General features: G+C 36.4%; 25 protein-coding genes, 3 tRNA genes and 1 other RNA gene. 12 read left to right on the top strand and 17 right to left on the bottom strand.

The window, feature by feature from the left end; translation table 11 throughout:
- Positions 1-235 precede the first annotated feature (235 nt).
- The 3 genes from METBO_RS01250 (at position 236) to METBO_RS01240 (ending at position 3,343) form a co-directional block, all read left to right on the top strand.
- The gene (locus METBO_RS01250; RefSeq protein ID WP_013643848.1) at positions 236-1,018 is read left to right on the top strand and encodes a slipin family protein; all 783 of its coding nucleotides are present in this window, start codon (positions 236-238) and stop codon (positions 1,016-1,018) included.
- 129 nt (positions 1,019-1,147) lie between these two features.
- Positions 1,148-2,587, top strand: a complete 1,440-nt coding sequence (locus METBO_RS01245; protein ID WP_013643847.1) for a TrkH family potassium uptake protein — start codon at positions 1,148-1,150, stop codon at positions 2,585-2,587.
- Between the two features lie 105 nt (positions 2,588-2,692).
- On the top strand, positions 2,693-3,343 hold the full coding sequence (locus METBO_RS01240) for a potassium channel family protein (protein ID WP_013643846.1): 651 nt from the start codon (positions 2,693-2,695) through the stop codon (positions 3,341-3,343).
- Between the two features lie 118 nt (positions 3,344-3,461).
- Here the strand turns inward: METBO_RS01240 and METBO_RS01235 are convergent, their stop codons facing one another.
- From METBO_RS01235 to METBO_RS01205, 8 genes are all read right to left on the bottom strand, one after another.
- Positions 3,462-4,076, bottom strand: a complete 615-nt coding sequence (locus METBO_RS01235; RefSeq protein WP_013643845.1) for an MBL fold metallo-hydrolase — start codon at positions 4,074-4,076, stop codon at positions 3,462-3,464.
- Between the two features lie 102 nt (positions 4,077-4,178).
- A tRNA-Trp gene (locus METBO_RS13545) sits at positions 4,179-4,321 on the bottom strand.
- Between the two features lie 48 nt (positions 4,322-4,369).
- Positions 4,370-4,441 (bottom strand) — tRNA-Cys (locus METBO_RS01230).
- A gap of 145 nt (positions 4,442-4,586) precedes the next feature.
- Positions 4,587-4,961, bottom strand: coding sequence for a DUF3221 domain-containing protein (locus METBO_RS01225; protein ID WP_013643844.1), 375 nt, complete (start codon positions 4,959-4,961; stop codon positions 4,587-4,589).
- A 211-nt stretch (positions 4,962-5,172) separates the two neighbouring features.
- Positions 5,173-5,991 carry a pyrroline-5-carboxylate reductase dimerization domain-containing protein gene (locus METBO_RS01220; RefSeq protein ID WP_013643843.1) on the bottom strand — a complete coding sequence of 273 codons (819 nt, stop codon included), beginning with the start codon at positions 5,989-5,991 and terminating at the stop codon, positions 5,173-5,175.
- 183 nt (positions 5,992-6,174) lie between these two features.
- Complete coding sequence (locus METBO_RS01215) at positions 6,175-6,801, bottom strand: dihydrofolate reductase family protein (protein WP_013643842.1); 627 nt, start codon at positions 6,799-6,801, stop codon at positions 6,175-6,177.
- A gap of 166 nt (positions 6,802-6,967) precedes the next feature.
- On the bottom strand, positions 6,968-7,747 hold the full coding sequence (locus tag METBO_RS01210; protein ID WP_013643841.1) for an alpha/beta fold hydrolase: 780 nt from the start codon (positions 7,745-7,747) through the stop codon (positions 6,968-6,970).
- A 59-nt stretch (positions 7,748-7,806) separates the two neighbouring features.
- Complete coding sequence (locus tag METBO_RS01205) at positions 7,807-8,424, bottom strand: GNAT family N-acetyltransferase (protein WP_013643840.1); 618 nt, start codon at positions 8,422-8,424, stop codon at positions 7,807-7,809.
- Between the two features lie 122 nt (positions 8,425-8,546).
- On the opposite strand from METBO_RS01205, the gene METBO_RS01200 reads away from it, so the two are divergent.
- Positions 8,547-10,343 (top strand): DNA-directed DNA polymerase, encoded by a 1,797-nt coding sequence (locus METBO_RS01200; RefSeq protein ID WP_013643839.1) that lies wholly within the window; start codon positions 8,547-8,549, stop codon positions 10,341-10,343.
- 47 nt (positions 10,344-10,390) lie between these two features.
- Positions 10,391-10,840, top strand: a complete 450-nt coding sequence (locus tag METBO_RS01195) for a GNAT family N-acetyltransferase (protein ID WP_013643838.1) — start codon at positions 10,391-10,393, stop codon at positions 10,838-10,840.
- A 60-nt stretch (positions 10,841-10,900) separates the two neighbouring features.
- Here METBO_RS01195 and METBO_RS01190 read toward each other — a convergent pair whose 3' ends face one another.
- On the bottom strand, positions 10,901-11,527 hold the full coding sequence (locus tag METBO_RS01190; RefSeq protein WP_013643837.1) for a type 1 glutamine amidotransferase family protein: 627 nt from the start codon (positions 11,525-11,527) through the stop codon (positions 10,901-10,903).
- Positions 11,528-11,726: 199 nt separating this feature from the next.
- Between METBO_RS01190 and METBO_RS01185 the strand changes: the two genes are divergently transcribed.
- The gene (locus tag METBO_RS01185) at positions 11,727-12,422 is read left to right on the top strand and encodes a 4Fe-4S double cluster binding domain-containing protein (protein ID WP_013643836.1); all 696 of its coding nucleotides are present in this window, start codon (positions 11,727-11,729) and stop codon (positions 12,420-12,422) included.
- A 156-nt stretch (positions 12,423-12,578) separates the two neighbouring features.
- The gene (hypF, locus tag METBO_RS01180; RefSeq protein ID WP_013643835.1) at positions 12,579-14,885 is read left to right on the top strand and encodes a carbamoyltransferase HypF; all 2,307 of its coding nucleotides are present in this window, start codon (positions 12,579-12,581) and stop codon (positions 14,883-14,885) included.
- A gap of 82 nt (positions 14,886-14,967) precedes the next feature.
- On the opposite strand, the gene METBO_RS01175 is transcribed toward hypF, so the two are convergent.
- Positions 14,968-15,432: an ArsR/SmtB family transcription factor gene (locus METBO_RS01175; protein ID WP_013643834.1), complete on the bottom strand. Its 465-nt coding sequence runs from the start codon at positions 15,430-15,432 to the stop codon at positions 14,968-14,970.
- A 143-nt stretch (positions 15,433-15,575) separates the two neighbouring features.
- Here METBO_RS01175 and grpE point away from each other — a divergent pair, with 143 nt between their 5' ends.
- The 3 genes from grpE (at position 15,576) to dnaJ (ending at position 19,415) form a co-directional block, all read left to right on the top strand.
- On the top strand, positions 15,576-16,112 hold the full coding sequence (gene grpE / locus METBO_RS01170) for a nucleotide exchange factor GrpE (protein ID WP_013643833.1): 537 nt from the start codon (positions 15,576-15,578) through the stop codon (positions 16,110-16,112).
- A 55-nt stretch (positions 16,113-16,167) separates the two neighbouring features.
- Entirely contained in the window at positions 16,168-18,036 is a 1,869-nt protein-coding gene (dnaK, locus tag METBO_RS01165) for a molecular chaperone DnaK (protein WP_013643832.1), read from the top strand.
- 212 nt (positions 18,037-18,248) lie between these two features.
- Entirely contained in the window at positions 18,249-19,415 is a 1,167-nt protein-coding gene (dnaJ, locus tag METBO_RS01160) for a molecular chaperone DnaJ (protein WP_013643831.1), read from the top strand.
- Between the two features lie 208 nt (positions 19,416-19,623).
- Here the strand turns inward: dnaJ and METBO_RS01155 are convergent, their stop codons facing one another.
- The 6 genes from METBO_RS01155 to METBO_RS01135 form a co-directional block, all read right to left on the bottom strand.
- On the bottom strand, positions 19,624-20,313 hold the full coding sequence (locus METBO_RS01155) for a GAP family protein (protein WP_013643830.1): 690 nt from the start codon (positions 20,311-20,313) through the stop codon (positions 19,624-19,626).
- A gap of 146 nt (positions 20,314-20,459) precedes the next feature.
- Positions 20,460-20,745, bottom strand: an RNA gene (gene rnpB / locus METBO_RS13145) — RNase P RNA component.
- A 19-nt stretch (positions 20,746-20,764) separates the two neighbouring features.
- Positions 20,765-20,839 (bottom strand) — tRNA-Met (locus METBO_RS01150).
- Between the two features lie 87 nt (positions 20,840-20,926).
- Complete coding sequence (locus tag METBO_RS01145; RefSeq protein ID WP_227717230.1) at positions 20,927-21,226, bottom strand: DUF1622 domain-containing protein; 300 nt, start codon at positions 21,224-21,226, stop codon at positions 20,927-20,929.
- Between the two features lie 59 nt (positions 21,227-21,285).
- Entirely contained in the window at positions 21,286-21,831 is a 546-nt protein-coding gene (locus METBO_RS01140) for a hypothetical protein (protein WP_013643828.1), read from the bottom strand.
- On the bottom strand, positions 21,831-22,247 hold the full coding sequence (locus METBO_RS01135) for a hypothetical protein (protein WP_013643827.1): 417 nt from the start codon (positions 22,245-22,247) through the stop codon (positions 21,831-21,833). The genes METBO_RS01140 and METBO_RS01135 overlap by 1 nt, the downstream gene beginning before the upstream one ends.
- Before the next feature lie 315 nt (positions 22,248-22,562).
- Between METBO_RS01135 and map (METBO_RS01130) the strand changes: the two genes are divergently transcribed.
- Together map (METBO_RS01130) and map (METBO_RS01125) are read left to right on the top strand one after the other, a co-directional pair.
- On the top strand, positions 22,563-23,477 hold the full coding sequence (map, locus tag METBO_RS01130) for a type II methionyl aminopeptidase (RefSeq protein WP_013643826.1): 915 nt from the start codon (positions 22,563-22,565) through the stop codon (positions 23,475-23,477).
- Positions 23,478-23,647: 170 nt separating this feature from the next.
- On the top strand, positions 23,648-24,562 hold the full coding sequence (gene map, locus METBO_RS01125; RefSeq protein WP_013643825.1) for a type II methionyl aminopeptidase: 915 nt from the start codon (positions 23,648-23,650) through the stop codon (positions 24,560-24,562).
- A 99-nt stretch (positions 24,563-24,661) separates the two neighbouring features.
- Here map (METBO_RS01125) and frhB read toward each other — a convergent pair whose 3' ends face one another.
- The gene (frhB, locus tag METBO_RS01120; RefSeq protein ID WP_013643824.1) at positions 24,662-25,546 is read right to left on the bottom strand and encodes a coenzyme F420 hydrogenase subunit beta; all 885 of its coding nucleotides are present in this window, start codon (positions 25,544-25,546) and stop codon (positions 24,662-24,664) included.
- Between the last annotated feature and the right edge of the window lie 8 nt (positions 25,547-25,554).

Here is a 25,554-nt window from a genome sequence, read left to right as displayed (position 1 = left end):
TACCAATAAAATATCTGTATTAACTCCTATTTGCCTAATTGATGCCTTCTTAATTATTATATCTTTGATTTTAACATATATTTGCATACTAAGCAATGTATGAGCCAAAATATATTGAATTATGCGTTTAAATTTGATTTTAGTCGTTATCTGTAAAAATTTTCTTCAATAACAATTTATAATAGGATAAAAAACCAATAAAATATTAATGAAAATATGTTAAGGAGGTATTTGAATGGATTTATTCACCTTGATAATAATTGGAATAATTATTCTGATTATTTTAGGATTGTCAATACGAGTTGTTAATCAGTACGAAAGAGGCGTGGTTTTTCGTGTAGGAAAGGTCATTGGAGTGAAAGAGCCAGGTTTAAGGCTCATAATTCCAGTTGTGGACAGAATGGTTAAGGCATCGCTGCAGATCGTTACAATGCCCATACCTTCCCAGAAAATTATAACCGAAGACAACGTGTCCATTGATGTGGCAGCTGTTGCTTACTTCAAAATAATGGACCCTTACAAAGCAGTTGTGGAAGTTGAAAATTACAACAGAGCAGTTAACCAGATATCTCAAACTACTGTGAGGAGTGTTGTGGGTCAGTTTAATCTCGATGAAATACTTTCGGAAACACCCAAGATAAACACCAAAATAAAGGAAATTATCGACAAACACAGCGAACCATGGGGGATAAATGTAACCACAGTTGAAATTAAAGATATTAAACTTCCGGATACCATGAAGCGGGTTATTGCCATGCAAGCTGAAGCAGAAAGGGAAAAAAGAGCCAAGATTATTGCTGCAGAAGGAGAGTACTTATCTGCAGCCAAACTTGGAGATGCTGCAGACATCATTTCTGAACATCCAATTGCTCTTCAGCTTAGAATTATGCAGGTACTAAACCAGATAGCTGTTGAGAAAAATTCAACAATAATATTCCCAGCTCCTCTGATGAACAGTATTACGGATATTTCCAACTTCCTAAAAACTGAAAATATGGGTGCCGAAGAGAAAAAATAGTTTGATATTTAGCGTGAACCAAAAATTAAGTCGAAGAAGTTAGATTTAACAGATAATTGTTAATCTAACTTTCCAAATTTTCTTATTTTTTCTAAATATTTATATCTGATCAATTAACATGATAGTTTGATGATTGCTTATCTTAGAAGAAAAGATTTTTATCTGATTTTTAAAAATCTTGGAACTGTAATGGAAGGAATTGGTATAGTAATGCTAATCCCCTTAATCGTTGCCTTAATTTATGGTGAAAATGATTTTGCAGGATTTCTGGTGGCAGGTATTCTTTCCATGTCCATAGGTTACGTTCTTAAGATAAAATTTTCAGACAGTATCAATTTAAAACTCAAACATGGAATGATTATAGCAGCCCTTGCTTGGCTTTGGGCAGCTTTAATGGGAAGCATATGTTTAATGTATGCCACCGATATCAGTTTCTTAAATGCATACTTCGAAAGCATGTCTGCTTGGACTGGAAGCGGTTTAACAATGTACACCAATGTACAAATACTTCCACAGTCGGTTCTGTTCTTAAGAAGCCTTGAACAATGGGTGGGCGGACTGGGAGTTGTTATTGTAGTTATTGGGATATTAATTCGTCCAGGAACAGCTGCCTCGAGACTTTATAAAGCTGAAGCCCGGGAAGAAAAGATCAAACCAAGCATAGCAAATACAGTCCGGACAATATGGTGGATTTATCTTTTTTATACTATTCTTGGAATTGTTCTCTACATACTCGCAGGAATGTCTCTTTTTGATGCTATTAACAACTGTTTCACCAACTTGTCAACCGGTGGAATGTCCATAAAAAATGATAACATAGGATTTTACAACAGCGTTCCAATTACAATTGTAACCATACTGCTCATGATACTTGGAGGAACCAGTTTCTTGGTTCATTACAAGGCTCTTAAAGGAAGGATTTGGGATGTATTTCGAGATATACAATTTCAGGCCATGGTAATTATTGTTGCTGTTTTTTCTATTATGCTGTTTACTGTTTCACATTTCACATCTCTTAATTCCATATTTTACATTGTTTCAGCTTTGAGTTGTACAGGATCTAACACAGTAACTGCGGGTACAATGTTTGGATGGACAGATTACACCAAGGTCATATTGATAGTTTGTATGATAATTGGTATGGCTGCAGGTTCCACCACAGGTGCTCTTAAACTCATTAGGGTAGTTACGTTAATTAAGGGAATTTATTGGGAAGTTGTGAAGGTTTTATCACCAGAAGGATCTGTTTTCCCAAGAAAAATAAGTGGAAAAACTGTTAAAGATGCAGAAATTAAAGAAGCAGGAAGTTACACCTTTTTATATCTGTTCTTCATATTGATTACCTGGTTTATTTTCTTGTCATACGGCTATGGAGGAATCGATTCTTTATTTGAAATTGCATCTGCACAGGGTAACGTAGGGCTTTCTGTGGGAATAACTGGGCCAACAATGCCTAAATTACCTGAGATACTACTTATAATAGGAATGTGGATCGGTAGGATCGAGATCATTCCGGCATTAGTCCTTCTCAAGGGAAGTTTTGATTTATTCAAAAGGTTTAATAGATAAAAGATATAATGGGATAAATTACTTGTTGGTATAATTAATATTAAACCTTCAAAAAAAATTTTAAGAGGATTTATTTATGGTTATCAATTTAATTGGGGTTTATCTATGTATGTAGTTATAATGGGGGGCGGAAGAGTCGGACTTAACCTTGCTGCATCTCTTGTAGCAAGTGGTCATGATGTTACCCTCATAGAGAATGATTCAAATTTATGCAACAATGCAGCCGGTGAATTGGATGCTTTGATAATTTGTGGTAATGGTACAGATATCAAAACTCTAGAAGAAGCTAATATATCTGATGCTGATGTTTTTGTTGCTGCAACAGGACATGATGAAGCTAATTTGTTATCAAGTATTTTAGTTAAAGAGTACAATCCAAAAAAGATTATCGCAAGGGTCAGCAACCCAGATCATGAAGATGCGTTTAAAAAGGTTGGAATTGACGATGTCATAAGCCCGGAACTCACGGCAGCAAGTTACCTTGAAAAATTAATTATACGACCAAAAATTGCAGATCTGATTATTATTGGTCAAGGCAATGCTGAACTTCTTGAGATTCAAGTGGAAAATAAGAATGTTATAGGCAAAAAAGTAGTAGACCTGAGTCCAACAGACGATTATATAATTGCAGCCCTCTACAAAAATGGTGAAATCAACATTCCAAAAAAGGATGATATTCTAAATAGAGGCAACAGAATTTCAGTACTTGTTAAGAGCAATGCAGTCAAAAAAACCACCAAGTTATTCACTGCTTAAAATTGTTTAATTTAAATTAATTTATTTTTTTTAAAAGAATTTTTTTAAAGGAAAATTTGGATAAATAATATGTATTTAACCAAATTTTTACAGCGTATAAAGCATAATGAAATCTAAATTAACCCACTAACATTCGGTACGATAGTCTAATATGTTCTGAACCATTCTCAGTCCATGGCCCATGGCCTGGCAGTAAATTTTGCACTTCAAGCTGGCTGAGCCTTTTTAATGAATTTTTCATCTCTTCAACGCTTCCACCAAGGTCTGTTCTACCAAAACCACCGCCAGCAAAAACAGTGTCTCCAGATATTAAAGTTTTACCATCATAAAGACATATGCCTCCTTTAGTATGGCCAGGAGTGTGGAGAATTTCGAAATTATGTATTTTATCGCCTTCTTTAAGTTTGCGAGTGACTTTAAATCCTTCCATTGATCTTCCAAACATGTTTGCCACAGTTGCATTACTGTCCTGATTTTCAACTGCTAAAGCATCCTCAATATGCATTGCAACATCTAAATCAAAACAGTTGTTACCCCCCATGTGATCGTAGTGGTTGTGGGTATTCACGATTAGGCTGAGATCATCCAATGATAGACCAGCTTTAGATATGGATTCAATGATGTATTTACAGTTATTTCCAGTTCCAGTGTCAACTATAATATCATCAAAGATATAAACATTAGAATCGTTTCCTATTCCTTCAATCATTACAATATCGTCTATAATTTCCAACTTATCACCTACCCAGTAATTTAATATGAAAATTTTAATATCCAACTATAGATCGTATGGATTTGGATTGAATAAGTAGTTATAGAATATAAAAATAGTTAATGGGGTCACCGGGATTTGAACCCAGATCCTAGGATTTCTCTTGCCTCAGTACTCCAATTGGTCATCATACTTTCCTTCAGAGTGCGCACTTTCTTCAAAGACAACTGGAGTCCCAGATGATAGCCAGATTACACTATGACCCCAATGATAATATTTGGAGAACCCCAAATAATCATTGATTTAATTTTCCAAGCCAAGGGAGAGATTTGAACTCCCGTGTAATGGATCTGCAGTCCACCGCTTCGCCGCTAAGCTACCTTGGCATAGTAGATATACTTAAGTGCATTTTATATTTAAACCTTGCGGAGAAAATTGCATAAAAAATTATTATTTAGGTGCAAAATATTGATTCTCAAATTTGCAAATACTCGTAGTAATTGGTCATGTTTCCCTTTAAACATTATAGTGTTATCCGGTAACCAATACTAGACTTCCTGATGCTTGTGGGGGATATGATTGTAATATTGGGCCTTTAAACTGAATACTAACGCTCTGCCCGGATTTAAGATCTGAGAAGTTTATTTGGTTTCGTTGATTGCCGTTTTTGGAGAATAACTGAGTATCATTTGTGATTCTCACAGTTACATTGGCTTGTTGATTTCCAGATATGACTGTTCCCTGTACAAGTATGGAATTGGCATCAGTAGAGTTATTGTCAGCTGTGCACACTCCAACAATTTTACCGGTCATGTCCCAGTTTTCGCCTCCTGTTGCAACCATAGCCCCATAAACTACGCCCATAAACATCACAAATAACAATACAATAAGTATGAGATTTTTCATTTTATAACCAACTTAAGTTTAAATATCTGACCTTTATTATATGTCTAGATTTGAATCTGACATAGCAACAATTAATAGGGTTTAACAGAAGTAACCTTGATAATTGTACACATTCATAGTATATTTTGCTAACCCATTTATAAATTCATTGGTCAAACATCAGATTCTTTTGAATTCCGAGTTAAAAATAAACTCCAATAGTGTTATTGAATCAATACTGTTCTTCGAGTTCCCTTCGAATAATTTGATGTTTTTTAATGGTGGTTTTAAACAGCTCACTGAACAGTTCTGGAAGTTCGCTATCTAATATTTTAACACCCTCCTCTGTTATGCCGCCCTTTGTTGCAACTGCAGATATTAAATCATCAACACCGTAGCCTTTCTCATAGAGGAGCTTGGATGTTCCGTACAAAGTACTGATAATCATTTTCTCTGCTTCCTCCTTCGAAAAGTTGCTGTTATTTGATGCTTGAACAGAAAATTCTTGGAATATCTTTGCAATGAATGCAGGAGAACAGCTGGTTATATCTGCCCCCACATCAAGATCTACTTCATCAACTAATTTAACCTCCCCAACTGTTCTGAAAAGGTTGTCAACAAAATCAGCCTCTTCAGTTGTCACAGATTCCTGATGACAAATTAACGAAACTCCTTCATGTACTTCCGATGTGATTGAAGGTATCACCTTGGTAATTTTACCATCAAAAATCGTGCCTACCAAGTCCATTCCAAGGGCTGCTGAAATGTATATTAGGTGGGTTTTTTCAGATAAAGAGGTTTTAATTTCTTCAATAACATATTTCACATCAGATGTGCCTGTGAAAAGAAATATAATATCGGAATTTTGAGCTGTTTGAATGTTGTCGTTTGCTATTTCAACTTCGGGATGATTTTTCTCCAATTCAGATAGTTTAGATGGTGTTCTGGTTGAAACAGTTACATTGAATGGTTTCAGCATTCCAGAATTCAAAAATCCATTTAATATTACGTGGCCCATACTTCCATAACCTATAAATCCAATTTTTTTCATGTTCATTCTCCTGAGTAGTTAGTGTAAGTAAAAGTGTAGTTTAAGCAGTTGTATATATAAATTTCAAAGTTAAACTAATTATAACTGAGTGGATTGACACCAGATAGCTGCTTTAAAAAGTACATATACATGGATTGTTCATATTTTGAAAAAGAATTGATTTCATTCAATATTTATTTAAAATTAAAATTTGTACTTCATAATTCTGTACTTCAGATAGACGATCTCATCTTCAACTACCTTGGTCTCCAGCAGCCTGAGATCAAGTTTCTGGTTTTCAGGATTATTCTGGAGGAACATATCATCGTTGTTTGCACCGGCCAATGTGGGATGCATGAAAATTGATATCTCTTCCACAAGATCTTCGATCATTAGATTAGAATTTAAAACTCCATCAGCATGGACAGCTATGGTTTTAACACCAAACTGAATGTTAAGCTCTTCAAATGCTGTTGCCATGTTCACTTCATCGTAACCAACGATCATGTGGTTGATGTAGTTTTCTTCTAGAAAGTTGAGATAATCTTGTGGGGTTGATCTAGAGCAGAGTACCAGAACATTCATTTTGCTGGTTCTTTCAAGTAACATACTCCTAGGAATTTTACCCATGTTGTCTGGTAGCACCAGAAGCTGTTTAGAACTACTGTCAATAATACTAGTATAACTGGTTTTAAAGGCTTCAACATCCATAAAAACCGCATCAGAATTTATGTCAGATTTAATTTCTTTGTAAACATTCATATTTATCTCAAAACCGCTTGTTTTTCCATCTAAGCTCATTGGAATGTAAAGTATAACCTTTGGTTGCATTTTTGAAAACTCCAGAATTATATATTATAAAAAAACCCTAATTAGATTTTAAAATTAGATCTGTTTTTACGATCATAAATTTTTGATCATGACCCAGAATAGTACGCTATTTTTGTTTCGTTAAAGAAACTCCAGAATTAAATTAGTGTTACATAAAATTTGGATATTAAAGTGGAGAGATTAGGGCTTTAGGTAATGGTTGGTTTTGGAGCCATGCATCTAAAACTTCGTTAAAGTTATCAGGAGTTTCCATGTTCCAAAGATGTCCCCCTCCCAATGCCAGAGCCCCTCTAGCATGATAGTTGTTCATAATTTTCTTTGAAGAATCTTTGATTATGTTGTAATCCTTCTCACCAGCCATAACTAAAAGCTTCCTTTCATCTGTTTCCAAGATCGGAGGTAGTTTGAAGGTATGATTTTCTAATAGAATCCTTTCTATAGAACTGGTTCCAATTTGATGGGTGGAGATTTTGAACTTTTCAAAAAAGACTTTGGGCATATTATAAGTTCTCATATACGCTTTAATATAAAATTCATTGTTTTTTAGTGATTTATAAATCATTAAAAGCTCATTTAAACGTGCAATTAATGATTTGTATTGATGGTTTCTGACTAAAGTCCCACTTACCATGGCACGATCTACTATTTCCGGATATTTGCTCATGGTTTGGAGAATTATTTGCCCTCCCAAACCAATTCCAACCATATTTACCCGTTCATTTGGACAATCTTCAACTAATTTAGCTACTATTTCAGATGTTCTCGTTATTGTGAAGGGTTTTACACTTGCACTTCTGCCATGTTCAGGTAGATCAGGAATTATGCAATGATAATTTTTGAAATGTTTTATCTGCTGCTCCCACATCCAGCCAGACATTCCTCCAGGATGTAGGAACACTATGGATTCCTTGTTTTCATTTCCAGTTTCATCAAAAACTAGTTTCATGATTATTTTTTCCTGTGTTGTTTATTTCAACTGTATTTCATTTGTCGGTGCCCATAATTTTATTCGTTTTTAAGAGGATATTCCATCCCATACGTTCCATCTGATTTACTTGACCACCATAAATTCTTTTCACAGCATTTTTTAAATCCTATTCTCTCATAAAGTTTTTTTGCACCGGTATTTTCAAATATTACATCGAGCAAAACTCGTTTACATTTTTTATCCCTTGCAAGTTGGAATGATTGTTCAATTATCTTTGAACCAATGCCCTTTCCCCTCAAATTTGCAGATACAACCAGATTTCCTATATAAAAGTCGTCCCCTTGGATTGAAGAAGCTGTTATACTATCATATATTGGTTTTATGAAGGTTAATTTAAAGAAATCCTTGAAATTCATGGTTGCCTTGAAAATTTTAGCTTCTTGAACAAAAGCTATTTCATCCCCTCTGAATGCAACTAATACTCCTTGAATAGTGCCATCCTCATCCTCTGCAATATAGATGTGCTCGTGCCCATAGCAATTTTTTCCCGCCTCTATGAGTTTTTTGAGTTTTGAAACAGCTTGAATAGGGTTTTTATCAAGGAAAATCCCGAAAAGATTTTGATCAGTCTCATAAATCATTTCTGAAATTTGATTGATGTCATATTTAGTTAGATCTAATTCCTTAAGTTTCATGGAAATTTTAACTCCTATTTTTTTACCTAAAAATTCGTTTAACTCTTTTTTGAGTTTATCGTGACCTCAGTCAAACCAATATTTAACAACTTATATAACATTCACAGCATAAATAAAAGTTCATGGAAAGTAGAAAATTCGTGCTTCTAGACATAGATTACATTACAGAAGGGGATAAAGCTGTTATCAGAATGTTTGGAAGACTCGAAGGAGATGAAGAAGGTCAATCCATAATTGTCCTTGATAAAAACTTCAAACCTTACATATACGTTCTTCCATTGGATCCAGAACAGTGCATGGCAGATTTAAACGAATTTGATATTGAAATGGTAGGATGGGTCAGAATCAATTATCTAGGTGAAATGAAAGACTTTTTAAAGGTTACTCTTCATCATCCCCAGGACGTGCCTAAATTAAGGGACAAAATTAGAAATTTAGGTTCTGTCAAGGATATTTTAGAGCATGATATTCCCTTCTACCGGCGTTACTTGATAGACAAGAACATTTTTCCAATGGGCCAAGTTTTAGTTAATGGAAAGTGCGTGGATTCAGCCTCCATCAGCTTTAGTTGTGATACAGATGTATGTATTTTTGAGTTGGAAGGAAAACCTAAACAAGTTGAATCAGGATTTCCAGATCTTAAAACCCTAAGTTTTGATATAGAAGTTCGAAATCCCAAGGGAATGCCTCAAGCGGAAGAAGATCCCATTATCATGATGAGTCTTTCCAGTAATCAAGGTCTGAAAAAGGTTTTATCAACCAAAAGTTCAGATCTTGAATTTGTTGAAACACTCAAAACCGAGGCCCATATTATTCAAAGATTTTTCGAAATAGTGAGATCCGAGAATCCTGATATCTTATTGGGTTACAATTCTGATAATTTTGATATGCCCTATATCAGGGACAGAGCCGCAAAATTGAATGTGAAACCAAACCTCGGAGTTGATGGTTCGGGTATAAAATTTATGAGAAGAGGTTATGCAAATTCCGCACTGGTCAAAGGAAGAATTCATGTTGATCTTTACCTGTTAATGCGAAGATATTTGCAGCTGGATAGGTACACCCTTGAACGTGTTTATAAGGAGCTCTTTGACGAGGCAAAAGAAGACGTGCCTGGAGATGAGATCTACCAGTACTGGGATGAAGGTGGTGAAAAATTAAAGAAACTCTTCGAGTACTCACTGGACGATGCAGTCGCTGTCACCAAAATAGCTGAGAAAATGTTGCCACTGAGTATGGAACTCACACGAATAGTTGGTCAACCCTTTTTTGACATTGCTAGGATGGCAACAGGACAAATGGTTGAATGGTACCTTATTCGTAAGGCCCATGAAATTGGGGATATGGTGCCCAACAAACCTTCTTCTTCACAGTATTCAGAGAGACGAGGCAAAAAGGCAGCAGGAGGATATGTGAAGGATCCTGTTAAGGGATTGCATGAAAACATAGTTTCATTCGATTTCAGGAGTCTTTACCCGAGTATTATTATTTCTAAAAATGTTTCGCCAGACACTCTGGTGTTGGAGTGTGACGATGATGACTGTTACACTGCCCCTGAAGTGGGCCATAAATTTTTAAAAAAACCTATAGGATTTGTCCCATCCATCATCGGTAATATTTTAGAGGAAAGGGTTAGACTTAAAACAGCCATGAAAATGGCGGAAAATCCTCGAGAAAAGCAGGTACTTGATGTTCAGCAGCAAGCCCTTAAAAGACTTGCAAATTCTATGTACGGAGTTTATGGTTACTCAAGATTCAGATGGTACAGGATCGAATGTGCTGAGGCTGTTACAGCATGGGGAAGAGATTTTATTAAGAAAACCATGGAAAAAGCAGAAAACTTTGGTTTTAAAGCAATATATGCAGATACTGATGGTTTTTATGCTACTTTTGTTGATCAAGAAACTGAATCTGAATAGACAAGAAATTTTGTTTCTAAATTTGCAGATTTAACACGAGTAAAATCATGATAACCTACGACGAAACTGATGAAAAGGATCTTGAACTCATTTCTGACATGTGGAAAAAATTAATTCACCACTTACAATCACAATCCACATATTTTCCAATGGATTATCAATGTCTATTCTTTGAAAAAAGAAAAGAACAATTTGAAAATATTGCTGAATCTGGAAATTTAAGGTTGGACATTGTTAAGGATGGTGAGAACTATTTGGGATACAGTGTTAGCTCAATAGTCGGTGAAAAGGGTTCTGTTGAGTCATTGTATGTGGATAAACGCTGCAGAAAGGAAGGTATTGGCAATAAGCTCATGGAACGCGCTTTAGACTGGATGAAACTTAATGAAGTTTCAGATTTGGAAATCCTTGTCAGTTATGGTAACGAAGATGCGCTTAAATTCTATGAAAAATATGAATTCTATCCCAAACACTTGATTCTCAAGAAAAAACATTAAAAAAGAGTTATATTCAGAATACTATGGGTAAAAAATTTCAATCTATTTAAAAAAAATCATCTATGCTTCTTTAATGGATTCCATAAGTGCATAGAAATACTTTGATTCATTAGTTTTATATAATTGATACCAAGCTTCTAGTGTTTCAGCTTTCATTACATTAATTCTTTTTAATATTTCATATGAAAATTCTAGGGGAGTAATGCCACTAGCAGTGATTAAATTGTCGTCAGTAACTGCGGGTTGATTTTTATAAAAATTCTCTCCAGAGTATTCTGGACAAAACATTTTTAAAACTTCTATGTCATTACTGGTATGATTTCTATCGTTTAATATTCCTTTATTTGCCAGAGCGATCGTGGCTCCACAAATTGCTGCAATAATTACTTTTTTATCTATAATATCAGAAACAATGTCCATTATTTTTTTGTTTTCCTCTTCCATCCATGTATCTGCTCCAGGTAAAATTAGTAAATCATCTTCTTTAAACCCGATATTATCAATACTCTCATCTGGAACAATTGTAATACCCCCCATTGTTTTTATAGGTTCGGTTGTATTTCCAATTTTTATAAGTTCAACTGAAGGTCTTGTTTTATCTAAATATCTGCCACTATTTAGTTCAGCAGTTAAATAACCGATTTCCCAATCCGCTAAGGTATTTAATACATATAAATATGCTTTCATAATATCTCCTTTAACATGTAATAGCTCTTATAATTTTATATTTTTTAATAAGTTCATAAAAACTAATAATTAAATTCATTATTAATACGACATTTGAATCCTAAAAAACTAATACTGTCGTGAAAAACATTGAAGTATAATCAGTATATATACAAGTTTTTGGTTATAATGGTAAAACAAGGAATAGGGCGTGTAAATTTTGTTGGATGAATGGTTAGATGAATTTTCTAGAAATTTAGGGGCAGATTACTATGGTGTTGCAGATATCACCAATGCAGGAGATTTCATATTCCAACAGGGCAAGATAAATGTTGAGCAATACCCTCGAGCCATTTCAATAGGCATACTGCTTTTAAATACCATTGTAGATGATCTTCCAAGGAGATCTGAGCATTCTGTTGCCGTCAACTACCACCATACCTATAACATTGTAAATCTTCAACTTGATTTGATTGCATCTAGACTGGCTAGATCAATTCAAAAACAGGGTTATACAGCTTTGCCAGTACCTGCTTCAGAAAGGTATGATGATGAAATGATTTGTGCAGTCTTTTCACATAAATTAGCGGCCAATTTAGCTGGTTTAGGTTGGATAGGAAAAAGTTGCCTTTTAATAACTCCTGAAAACGGGCCAAGAGTGAGATGGACCACCATTCTTACCAATGTCCCCCTAACTCCCACTGGTAAACCCATGAAAAATCTGTGCGGAGATTGCAGAAAATGTGTAGATATCTGTCCTGTCAAAGCATTTACTGGATCGAATTTTAAAGAGGACGAAGATCGTGATGTAAGGTACGATGCAAGGAAATGTGAATTGTACTTGGAAAATCTTGAAAAGCAGGAAAAATTACCAGTGTGTGGCCTGTGTATCTATAATTGTCCCTTTGGAAAATGATCAAATCATGGTTCACGAAAATATCGCTGGTGGTATAGAACAGAAAAATAACCCATAATCGCTTATGTCATGAATGGATAACTTTTTTTAAATCAAAATTTTTAAATGGTCATCAGGAAATAATTTAGAAAAAACTATTGATAGTTGGTGAATTGGTTGGAACAAGCCAGAATATTGGTACAGGGAATAGTACAGGGTGTTGGATTTAGACCCACAGTTTACAGATTAGCCAAGAAGCTAAATTTAAATGGCTACGTTAGGAACTTGGGAAATATCGTTGAAATAATATTGGAAGGAAAAGAAAACGATATAAATCAATTCATAGTAGATTTAAAGGAAAATAAACCCCCAATTTCTGAAATAAACTCTTTAAATGTAGAATGGTTGAATGGAGATTTGACTGTTTACAATGATTTCAAGATAATTCCAAGCTCAAATAACTTTTCTGGAGCATCTGTAATACCGCCTGACGTTGCAACATGTTCTAACTGTTTGGAAGAAATGGCTGATCCTGATAATCGGAGATATAAATATCCCTTTACAGCATGCACAGATTGCGGACCTCGTTTCACAGTAATTAATTCAATTCCATATGACCGAGAACGTACATCCATGGAAGATTTTCCCTTGTGCAACGAATGTGAAGTTGAATATGAAGATCCTGAAGACAGAAGGTACCATGCAGAGGCAAGCTGCTGCGAAGTTTGCGGGCCAGAAGTGTTTCTGTACAAGGATGGGATTTTAAAAATTGAAAATCCCATTAAAAAAGCCGCAGAACTTATTGATGAAGGAAAAATTCTTGCAATCAAAGGCATTGGTGGAACTCATTTAGTTGTGAAAACCACTGAAAATGGTCCCGTTGATATTTTGAGACAAAAATTGAGAAGATTCAACCAACCATTTGCAATCATGTCCCCGAATATTGAGACTGTTAAAGGATTTGCTGAAGTGTCTGGTGTGGAATCTGATACTATCCAGTCAAGGAGAAGACCAATAGTTGTGTTGAACAAAAATTCAAACTACTCATTGGCACCATCAGTTTCACCATACCTACATAATCTAGGTGTCATGCTTCCATACTCTGGTCTTCATCATCTACTCTTCAGCTACAGCACAGAACCTGCTTACATCATGACATCAGCCAACATGCCAGGTGAGCCCATGCTCATAAACAACGAAGAAATAATTTCTAAACTGGATGGTATAGCCGATTATTTCCTCTTGCACAATCGAAGAATTATTAACAGATGTGATGATTCTGTTGTAAGATTTAGAGATGGAGAACTTGCATTTATCAGGCGTTCAAGAGGTTACGTACCAGAACCCTATGACTTTTCAGGGATAAACAAGCAACTGAAGGTTCTTGCCCTGGGTCCTGAAATAGATGTGACTTTTTCAATTTTAAAGGAAGGAAAATGTTACGTATCACAACATATAGGGGATACAACCAAGTACGACACATTCCAGTACCTTCAAAATGCCGTGGACCATATGATGGATATCACCAAGACAACTGACTTTGATGTGATTGCCTGTGATCTACATCCTATGTTCTTCACAACCAAACTCGCAGAAGAAATGGGAGACAAATTTGGTGCGGAGATCTTAAGAGTACAACACCACCATGCACATGCAGCAGCACTCTGTGTTGATAATCAGGTTGATGAAGTCATATGCATAGCTGCAGATGGTGTTGGCTACGGTGAAGATGGAACAGCATGGGGTGGAGAAATTCTTCATACTCAAGGAGCAAGTTACGAACGTGTAGCAAGTTTAATACCACAGCAATTGGTGGGTGGCGATCTAACTACCAAGTACCCAGCTAGAATGGTTATGTCAATGTTATACGGCTCCATGGATGTTGATGAATTGTCAGAACTAATGAAAACAAGCTACATCCAACAGTTCAAACATGGCGAAAGGGAAGTTGAACTGGTGATTAAACAGCTAGAAACCGGGTTTAATACCAATATCACCACCAGTACTGGAAGGGTTCTCGATGCAATTTCAGCAAGCCTTGGAATTTGCGATAAAAGGACATATGAAGGAGAACCAGCAATGAAATTGGAATCTGCAGCCTATTACAGCGAAGGCGTTGTGGATATTCCCTACGAAATAGAAAAAGACGTTTCAAACAACATGGAATATTTAAACACCTCAAAAATCCTTTTAAAATGTATTGAATTGAAACAAAATGGAGAAAATGTTAACAATATAGCATTTGGGGCCCAAAAAGCGGTGGCACTCGGTCTTGCAGATTTAGCAATAAATGCCGCGGAAAAAACTGGTGTTAACATCATCGGTGCTACTGGAGGTGTCTTTTACAACGAAGCCATATCAGTGAGTGTGCGTGATAAAGTTAAGTCTGAAGGTTACAAATTTATCCAGCATAAAAATACCTGCGCAGGAGATGGTTCTGTATCTATGGGACAAACAGCAGTTGCATCATGGAAGATGGAATGAAATAAAAAAAACAACACAACCTTCTTTTTTAAATAAATATCTAATTATCTTAAAAATTCAAATGATTTTTTATAAACTAACTTTATTGATCCTTAGATTTCTGAGACTGTGTTCCCTTATGAACTTTAACTTCAGCCAACAGTTGTTCTGCGTACTTTTTTCCATCATCATATCTTTGTATGAGATTCTCAAGTTCTTCCACAACCTCAGTTTCACCCATACGAATCTTTCCTGCAATTGCATGTAAATCTGAAAATTCTTGACCAACAACATTCATTTTAATTGCACCGGGTCCAATAAAAATTTGAATCTGTATATCTTGTGATATGTCGTAGTACTTTCTTGGTCTTCCCCTCTCAATCTTTTGGAAAGATGAACTTAAAAGTCCCAATTCTTCCATTGCCCTGAGGTGTTCTATTATGGCCTTTTGTCCCACTTCAAGTTCTTTAGAGATTTCACTCACAAATCTAGGTTCATCTGTAAGTAAATTTATGATATCTCTACGAGTTTTGCAACCCATTACATCTAATATAGCTTCTAACTCCATGATTTACCACTTACTGGTTTAATTGTTATTATATTATAAATTTGTACCCCACTTTAGTAGTTGTGCGAAAGGTTTATATAACCTTTTGTAACTATAATAGTTAAAGGTTACTATTCTTTTTATACCACACAAAAGGTGAATGAATGACTGATAAACAAGAATTAGAGAAGTTGAAAAAGGATCTGGACAGTCTTAAAACTGAAATTAAAGAGAAAGATGAGATAATTCAGAATAAAGACCAAGAAATCCAGGACTTGGGTGATAAAGCAGAAGAATATCATTCCCAATTACTGAGACTTCATGCAGACTTTGAAAATTATAAAAAACGATCCGAGAAGGATCTTAAAGAATTTATTAAGTACGCCAACGAAGAATTGATAGTTAAAATTATTGATGTCTACGAAGACCTTGAAAGAGCTTTGAAAGCAGATGATTCCCAGGACATCAAAGAAGGCGTGGTTATGATTCATAAAAAACTCAAAGATACACTAAAAAATGAAGGTCTCTGCGAAATTGAAACTTCTGGAGAACCATTTGACCCTTACAAACATGAAGCACTCATGGTTGAAGACAATGAAGATTATGAAGATGGAACAATTATTGAAGAGTTAGCAAAGGGATACAGCCTTGATTCAAAGGTAATTAAGTATTCAAAAGTTAAAGTATGTAAAAAGAAGTAACCTTTAAGATTAAATTTAAAAAATTAACAAATATTGTATTTAAGAGGTGGATATAATGGCAAAGAAAGAAAAAATTATAGGCATAGACCTTGGTACAAGTAATTCTGCTGCAGCTGCTTTGATTGGTGGTAAAGCAACCATAATACCGAGTGCAGAAGGTGCAACCCAGTATGGTAAAGCATTTCCAAGTTACGTTGCATTTACAAAGGATGGACAGCGTTTAGTAGGAGAACCTGCAAGAAGACAAGCAGTAACCAACCCCGAACATACCATTAGTGCTATAAAAAGAAGTATGGGTACAGATTACACAGTTAAAGTATTGGATAAGGAATACACACCACAAGAGATATCTGCATTCATTTTACAAAAAATTAAAAAAGATGCAGAAGCATTCCTAGGAGAACCTGTTAACAAAGCAGTTATAACTGTCCCTGCTTACTTTAACGATAACCAAAGAACAGCTACCAAAGATGCCGGAACAATAGCAGGACTTGAAGTAGTTAGGTTGGTAAACGAACCTACAGCCGCAAGTTTAGCATACGGAATTGACAAGGCAGAAGATGATGAACTTGAAATTTTAGTGTTCGATTTCGGTGGAGGTACACTGGATGTTACAATCATGGACTTCGGTGGAGGAGTATTTGAAGTCAGATCAACAAGCGGAGACACAAGTCTCGGTGGAACAGATATGGACAACGCCATCATGAACCATCTCGCAGCTGAATTTAAGAGAGATACTGGCATAGATCTCATGACAGATGATCAGGCAGTTCAGAGATTGAGGGAAGCAGCTGAAAAGGCCAAGATAGAATTGTCAACAACCTTAACCAGTGACATAAACCTTCCTTTCATAACAGCAACAGCAGAGGGACCTAAACACCTAACATCATCACTCACAAGGGCAAAACTCGAAGAACTCGTTGATCCTATCATCAAAAAATGTGCAGGTCCATTGGAACAGGCCATCAAAGACGCTAAAATGAGTAAGTCTGACATAGACAAAATCATACTCGTGGGCGGACCAACAAGAATGCCTGCAGTCCAAAAATTTGTTGAGAAGTTCATTGGAAAAACAGTTGAAACAGGAATAGACCCAATGGAATGTGTGGCCATGGGTGCAGCAATTCAGGGAGGTGTAATGGCTGGAGAGATCAAAGACCTTGTTCTATTGGATGTCACACCATTATCTCTGGGAATTGAAACCCTTGGAGGTGTTTTCACTCAGCTCATTGAAAGGAACACAACCATTCCTACTAACAAGAGCCAAATATTCACCACAGCAGCAGATAGCCAACCTTCAGTAGATATTCATGTACTTCAAGGTGAAAGGCCAATGGCTGCAGACAACACTACCCTAGGAAGATTCCAGTTAGTTGGTATTCCACCAGCCCCAAGAGGCGTTCCTCAAATCGAAGTATCATTCGATATCGATGCAAACGGATTGATAAGTGTTTCTGCAAAGGACATGGGAACAGGTAAAGAACAGAGAATAACCATCACAGCATCCAGCAAACTTTCCAAGGAAGAAATCGATAAAAAAGTCAAAGAAGCTGAAGCACATGCTGAAGAAGACAAAAAACGCCAATCAGAAATTGAAATCAAAAATAACGCAGATTCAATGATTTACACTTCTGAAAAAACCTTGGAAGAACTTGGTGACAAAGTAGATGCAGAGAAAAAATCTCAGATAGAAAACTTGGTAAAAGAACTTAGGGAAGTAGCTGCAACTGATGACTTCGATGCCATCAAAGCCAAAACCGATGAACTCACCAAAGTGGTTCAGGAAGTTGGAGCAGCAATATACCAGGAAGCTCAACAAGCCCAGGCCCAACAGGAAGCTGAAGCAGGCGCTGGTGCAGAAGAAACCAAAGAAGACAAATCTGGTGATGAAACTATAGATGCAGATTATGAAGTGAAGAAATAGGATTTATAAACGGGAACTTCTTTTCCCATCCTTTTTTTTTACTTTAATTAACTTGCAGATACAGATTTGAATAGTGGATATTATTTTATGCAAATTTACTCATACAGATTAAAGACAGATTTTTAATTAATGAATCGTTAAATAGTTTGGTTGAGATAACTTTAATTTTATTTAAAAAAAATAGTATCTAATTAAATTTAAGGAAGATTATAATGGCAGAAAAGCGTGATTATTACGAAGTCCTAGGTGTAGAAAAGGGCGCGGATAAGAAGGAAATTAAAAAAGCCTATCGTAAACTAGCAATGAAGTACCATCCAGATGTGAGCGAAGATGAGGAATCTGGAGAAAAATTCAAAGAGATCAGCGAAGCATATGCCGTTCTATCAGATGCAGAGAAAAGGCAAACCTACGACCAGTATGGACATGCAGGTATGAATGGATTCTCACAAGAAGATATTTTCAACAACGCAAACTTTGAAGATATATTTAGAGGATTTGGATTCGGTGGAGGACAAGGAAACAGACAAAGCGGCGGTTTTGAAAGTATTTTTGATCTCTTCGGATTTGGTGGAGGAAACAGGAATGGACCAGTCCAGGGAGATGATGTGTACTACGAAATGAGCATCACACTTGAAGAAGCTGCATCAGGTCTAGAAACCGATGTTGAAATTCCACATAAAAAAACATGTCCCCATTGTCATGGATCTAAAGCAGAACCCGGTACCAACACCAAAACATGTCCAGAATGTGGTGGATCTGGACAGGTAAGACAAGTTAGCAACACCCCACTGGGACAGTTTGCCACAGTTAGGCCATGCAGAACTTGTAGAGGCGAAGGTCAGATCATCGAAACTCCTTGTACCGAATGTCATGGAAGGGGTATTGTTAACCATCAGAGTACCATCCATATAAAAATTCCAGCAGGAGTGGAAGATGGAAGTAGGCTTAGAGTTCCTGGTGAAGGGGATGTCGGAGAAAAGGGCGGTGCCCCAGGTGATCTATACGTTATTATCGGTGTGAAGCAACACCAGCTCTTCCACAGAGAAGGATCAGATCTTGTTTACAATATGCCAATAAGCTTTGTTCAAGCATCCATTGGAGCCACAGTAGAAGCTCCAACACTTACAGGAGCTGTTGATCTTAAAATACCTGCAGGCACTCAAACAGGTACATCTTTCCGTATTAAGGGCGAAGGAATGCCTCATCTACGTTGGAATGGTAAAGGAAATCTGTATGTTAAGGTCAAAATCGTGACCCCCAAAAAACTCAGTCCAAAACAGAAGGAATTACTTGTTGAATTTGCTGAAGTAAGTGGTGAAGAGATCTACATCGAAGACAAAGGATTTTTTGACAAAGTTAAGGATGCAATAAATCATTGAAAATTTATTTTTTTTTAAAATTGAAAATTTGATCAATCTCCACCCCCATAAATAATGTTGAAAGCTTCTATTTTATTTAGGGTGTGGTGATGATCTACTCATTTATACATAACTATTTTTGATATAATTCAATGGCCTAGTTTTCAGTGTTGAACATCATCATCCCCTCTACATGTTCACTACACGTTTATGATAAAAAAAGAATAATTCATATCAATCCAAATTTGATTGATCCGATCCATATCAAATACAAGCCTATGGCAAGAATCACTAATCCCATTAAGATGTGTCCATTCTTTTGCATCCAAACATTGATCTTTGAGAGTAGCTTTTCAGAGCGACCTGGAAGCAAGAAGTAAATGAGTAGTGGAACTTCGCAGACCAGGAGGGTTATTAATATTAAAATTACCGAAACAGTTACTTTTCCAGTGATAGGCACAGCTGCTGTTGCTATGAGTTTTCCTGCTTCTAAAACTATTAGGGTGGTTGAAAAATTGATGAAAAACATCACAAATCCAAAAGACAGGCCTTTCAAGAACACCAAAAGGCTTGAAGAATCAGGATGTTCACCATTGAATCTGTGTTTTGGTGATTTTTGAGGGCGAAATATTCTAATGATCCCCATGATTAACAGAATTACCCCTAAAATAAGATCGATGGCAGCCAATAATGGATTTGGGTGCGGTGATTCCGAACTAACCCCATTTCCAAGTATAAAACCAACACACAACACAATCAAAACCATTAATATGGATCCGGCGTAGTAACTCATTCCAGAGATCTTTGGTTTCTTGGAAATTGATAGTAACAGAATAATTCCCATTAAAGCTGTTGGGCTCACTGCAGCACCGAATGCTAGTGGAATTATTTGTGCGAGAAGAGATACTGTTCCAGACATTCAATCACCTTGAATATGGATGTAGTTATAATTAGGTCAGCGTCTGGTTTATAATGTTTTATAATTAGTTGTATCACAAAACAGTAAGTAAAATCCTGATCAAAAAAAGATAGTATAAATTTTTCCGTTAAAATAAACATTAAATGGCATGTCGAGAGTAACCCACCTTCTGTTTTAGCAGCATTCATCTATGCGAATTACCTCTACCTCGTACAGGACTCATCAGTAGTATTTACTCTTGCATCCCGTGGAATGGCCGTTTCACCGATCCTTTTGATGTCTTCAGCATTGCTTCATTGTCATTCATCAAAAGACGTGTCGTTTCTGCTCCATTGTCACGCTTCTCAGCGCGTGCCTTATGGCACCACAGTTCTGTAGGATGGATGGAGTTTCCTCAGTTTACAAAAAACCGTTAGCTGCTCTTCGACTTGCCATTTAAAAAAGTGAAAAATAGCGGGGCCTAGATTTGAACTAGGGCTCTCGGGGTTATGAGCCCCGCGGGATCACCAGACTACCCCACCCCGCTGTACTACAACTGTTATCTTTCACAGCATATAAACCTTTGCATTGAATGGTATATTATCGAGGTATTTCTTTCTGTTTAGACAAAAATTCATTGCTTAGACAAAATATCCTTTGCTTCTTTGTCTAAAGAGTAACCCACAACGGTTCTTATTGCAACGATTACAGCAAGAACTATTACTTCGTTAAGATCGGGTCGAATAATCGTTCTTACCAGATCGGCTGCAATGAAAAATTCAAGGGCGAGAACTATCTTAGATGTAAAATCTATACGAATAGAATTGTAATCAGAAGAGTGTTTCCATAATTCAACCTTCAAAACATTGAAAATAGCTCTTAATCCCCCGTATACAATTAGAATAGCCCCAAAGATGGAAAAAAATAAGACCACATAATTGACAATATCCGAGTACATATTATCTCCTTAAAAAAAAGATTTGTAATTAGAATCTACTCTTCTGGAGATTCTAACTTATCGAGTCTTTCCTCAATTTTGTCTATTTTTTTGTTGGTGTATCCCCTGTACTCTTTGAACCTACCATCCAGTTCACCAAGATCCCGGGATACCTTACTGTATCTTTTCTCTAGATCCATCACATCATTCTTTGTTGCCAATTCCCAGTCTTTTATGAGTTGGTCACTTTTATCATCTAGGAACAGTTCTATTTTACCTGAGAGAAGATCTGTACTTTTTGGAACACCCTTTACCGTACCCTTTATCTTTTCTCCCATTCCTGCCATTTTTTCACTGACCCCATCGATCATGCTGCCGTCGATGGTGACTTTTTCACTCATTCCAGAAGTTTTAGCTGTTTCGGTTGTTCCATGATCTTCATCGGATCTGGATACTGTGGAACGTGCTTTTTCTCCTGTTTCAGCTATAATAGTACGAGCTCTTATTATGGATTGATTTCTAGAGTCTTGCATGTAGTAATAGAGCAAAACCACTATGGCACCAGCAAGAACCAGTATTGCTAGTAACTCCAAAGCAGTCATTATTTGCCTCCTTTACCCTTTCCAGATTTTTTCTCAAGTTCTTGTTCTTTTTTCTCGATGTCCATCAGTAATTTTTGGAGTTTGGCAAATTCAGTTTGGGCTTCAAGTCGGTTAACCCTCTCATTTATCTCACTGTGAAGATATCCTGCTTTATGCATCAAATCTGAAGTGTTTTCTCGTATTTGTGTCAGTTTTTCTTGTTGATCCTTTGGAAGTACTATGTCGTTCATCATTCTTTTGGATTCCAGGTCCTTCTCAACCAATTCTATCTTCTTGAGTTCCGCCTGTTTCGTAAGAAAATCGACATTTGTTTGTGCCTCCCTGACACGTCTCCACTGCATTAGTGCAACTATCAATCCAACAACTACTATGGCTGCTATTATTATATAAAATACATTTTGGTCAATTGCTACCATATTTTTACCCCTTTATTTCTAAACAAATTATGTACATAGATTTTTTTGTAAATAAACTCCAATTCATAACCATTACAATACTTTATTTCTATTTAGTCTGCTTATTCATATTCTACGTTGAAATAAGTAGACAGAATTTTTTTTGTAGTCTGATTTTTATATGATGGTTTTAATAATAAGATATTGTTCGGGATGTTATTTTAAATTTACTTTTTAAAAAATACCGAAAAGTTAGATTGTAAATTAAATTTGATAGTGTTAAATGATTATATTTTGAATTTGAGTATTATATTAAAATTTAGGTTTAGTGATTTTATGATTGAGGCGTATGAAAAGTCAGGAAAAATAGTTTCCAAGGTAAGGAAGATGGCAACAGATTACATCGAAGCCGACATGAAAATATTAGAACTCGTAGACTTCGTTGAATCAAACATAATAGAAATGGGAGCAAAACCAGCATTCCCATGCAACATATCAATAAACGAAATCACAGCCCACTACACTGCCCCGCCAGGAGATGAATCCATAATTAAAGATGGAGACCTGGTAAAAATTGACCTAGGAGCCCATGTAGATGGCTACATCGCAGACTCAGCAATAACCGTATTAGTCGGAGATAGCGACACCGTTCTCACAGAAACAGAAAACGAACTAAACCATAAACTGATACAAACAGCACAAGACGCCCTAGAAAGTGCAATAAACACCATAAAAGCAGGAGTAGAACTCGGAGAAATAGGAACAGCAATCGAAGAAACCATCACCCAAAACGGACTGAACCCTGTTTCAAACTTAACTGGTCATGGAATGGATCAGTACATTCTTCACTCGGGAATATCAGTGCCAAACATTAAGGAAGTCAATGACCACAAGGTAGAGGAGGGAGATGTGTTAGCAATAGAACCCTTCGTCACCAACGGAGTTGGTTGGGTGTCAGATATACCTGAGGTCCATATCTTCAGATTTTTAAGGGATAGGCCAATGCGTATGGTTCAGGCCAAAAAACTTCTCCACAGTATTGCAATGGACTTTAGAAATCTTCCATTTTGTCAGAGATGGTTGACAAACGAGAACAATGAAAAGCATATAAATATGGCCATGAGGCAGCTCATAAATTCCAGGGCAATTTATCCATATCATGTTCTCAAAGAAAAAAGCGATGCAAGGGTTGCTCAAGCTGAACACACTGTAATAGTAGAAGCAGATGGATGTAAAGTCATAACATTGTAATTACCCCATCTGTTACTGACTATTTTTAGAATTAATAAAATAAAAATAATAGGAAGTACAGAATTTAATCCTGTACTCAATTTTAGTTGTAGATTTTTTTTTGGATCTAGTGTTTTGTTTGTTACATTTTTGTTATTGAGAATTTACTAAAAATATAGTTGGGTGGTTACATGATCGAAGCGTATGAAAAGTCAGGAAAAATAGTTTCCAAGGTAAGGAAGATGGCAACAGATTACATCGAAGCCGACATGAAAATATTAGAACTCGTAGACTTCGTTGAATCAAACATAATAGAAATGGGAGCAAAACCAGCATTCCCATGCAACATATCAATAAACGAAATCACAGCCCACTACACATCTCCACCCGGAGATGAATCCACAATTAAAGATGGAGACCTGGTAAAAATTGACCTAGGAGCCCATGTAGATGGCTACATCGCAGACTCAGCAATAACTGTACTAGTCGGAGATAGCGACACCGTTCTCACAGAAACAGAAAACGAACTAAACCATAAACTGATACAAACAGCACAAGACGCCCTAGAAAGTGCAATAAACACCATAAAAGCAGGAGTAGAACTCGGAGAAATAGGAACAGCAATCGAAGAAACCATCACCCAAAACGGACTGAACACTATTCCAAGTCTTTCAGGTCATGAAGTGGATCAGTACTTACTTCACTCAGGCATATCAGTACCCAACAAAAAGGAAGAAAATCACCACAAAATTGAAGAAGGTGATGTGTTAGCAATAGAACCATTTGTAACTTATGGATCAGGACTTTTGAAAGATGTGAATGAAACTAATATTTTCAAATTTTTAAAAAACCGTCCAATGCGTATGGTTCATGCCAAAAAACTTCTTCATAACATAGTAAGTGACTATGGAAGTCTGGAATTTTGTCAGAGATGGTTAATAAACGATAACAATAAGAACCATATAAATATGGCCATGAGACAGCTTATCAACTCAGGGGCAATATATGCGTACCATGTTCTCAAAGAAAAAAGCGATGCAAGGGTTGCTCAAGCAGAACATACCGTAATAGTAGAAAAAGACGGATGCAAAGTCATAACATTATAATATTAATTTAAACAAAATCAGTTATTCTTTTTTTTTGAATTTAAAAAAAATAAAATATAAAGTACAGAATTTAATCCTGTACTTAATTTATTGTTTCCCTTAGACGTTTGCGAGAGGATCTTCCTTTTCGCTACTTGCCTTGAATGGAACAGGTAGACCCATTTCTTTTCGTCTGTCAATCTCCTTCATCGCTTTCTCTTTCTTCTGAGTTGCGAGTTTTGTGAGTATTTCTAGACCGAATTTGCCTGTGTCTACTGGTTTGGTTTCTATTACACCTGCTTCTACAGCTGCTTTGAAGACTGTTTCTCCAGCATCTGTTCGGGTGAATACAGTTGACCAACCGTCTGGTGAACCAACTGAACCTGTTGATACGTCTGCTAATTCAGCAACGTAGTCAAGACATACTTTACATCCGCTCTGTTCGTAACCGTGGGTTTCTTTGAGTGGGATTGAAAGTACATCATCTGCGGTGTGTACCCAGAATTTACCTTTTCCAATGTCCATTTTTTCTACTAGCTCAGGGCTAACTCCCATCTTTTCAGAAATGAATGTCTGAAGTGATGCGAATGGGAAGTTCTCCATACAGAATATACCTGTTAAAAGAGCTATTTTGTCAGCAAGGAATCTCACACCAAATGGATAAGACTGCATTTTTCTGATACCCATGGCTTGACATGGGATTGCAACGGTACCGACTTTTTCAAGTCCGTACTGCCTTACAGCTTTTTTCAGCATTAAAACGTTTGGGGAGAATGTGTATTTAGTTCCTGCTGCTGCTAATATTTCATCAGCTGTTTGAGCGACCATAGGCTCTGGTTTCCAGAAGTCCTTTCCTGGTCCTGCAACAACTGCACCATCTATGAGTTTTTCCTCGAGGGCATAGCAGAATAGAGCAGAAACAATTCCTCCGTCCTGTGCGATCTTCTGAATTTCTTTGTCAGTTGATCTTGCAGTAACAACTTCTTTGTATGTTCCTAATACCATTTTCTCGT

This window comes from Methanobacterium lacus, from assembly GCF_000191585.1.
GTDB classification, from domain to species: Archaea; Methanobacteriota; Methanobacteria; order Methanobacteriales; family Methanobacteriaceae; genus Methanobacterium_B; species Methanobacterium_B lacus.
Note: the sequence above shows the minus strand (reverse complement) of the source record. Positions and strands in the feature narration are given on the sequence as shown.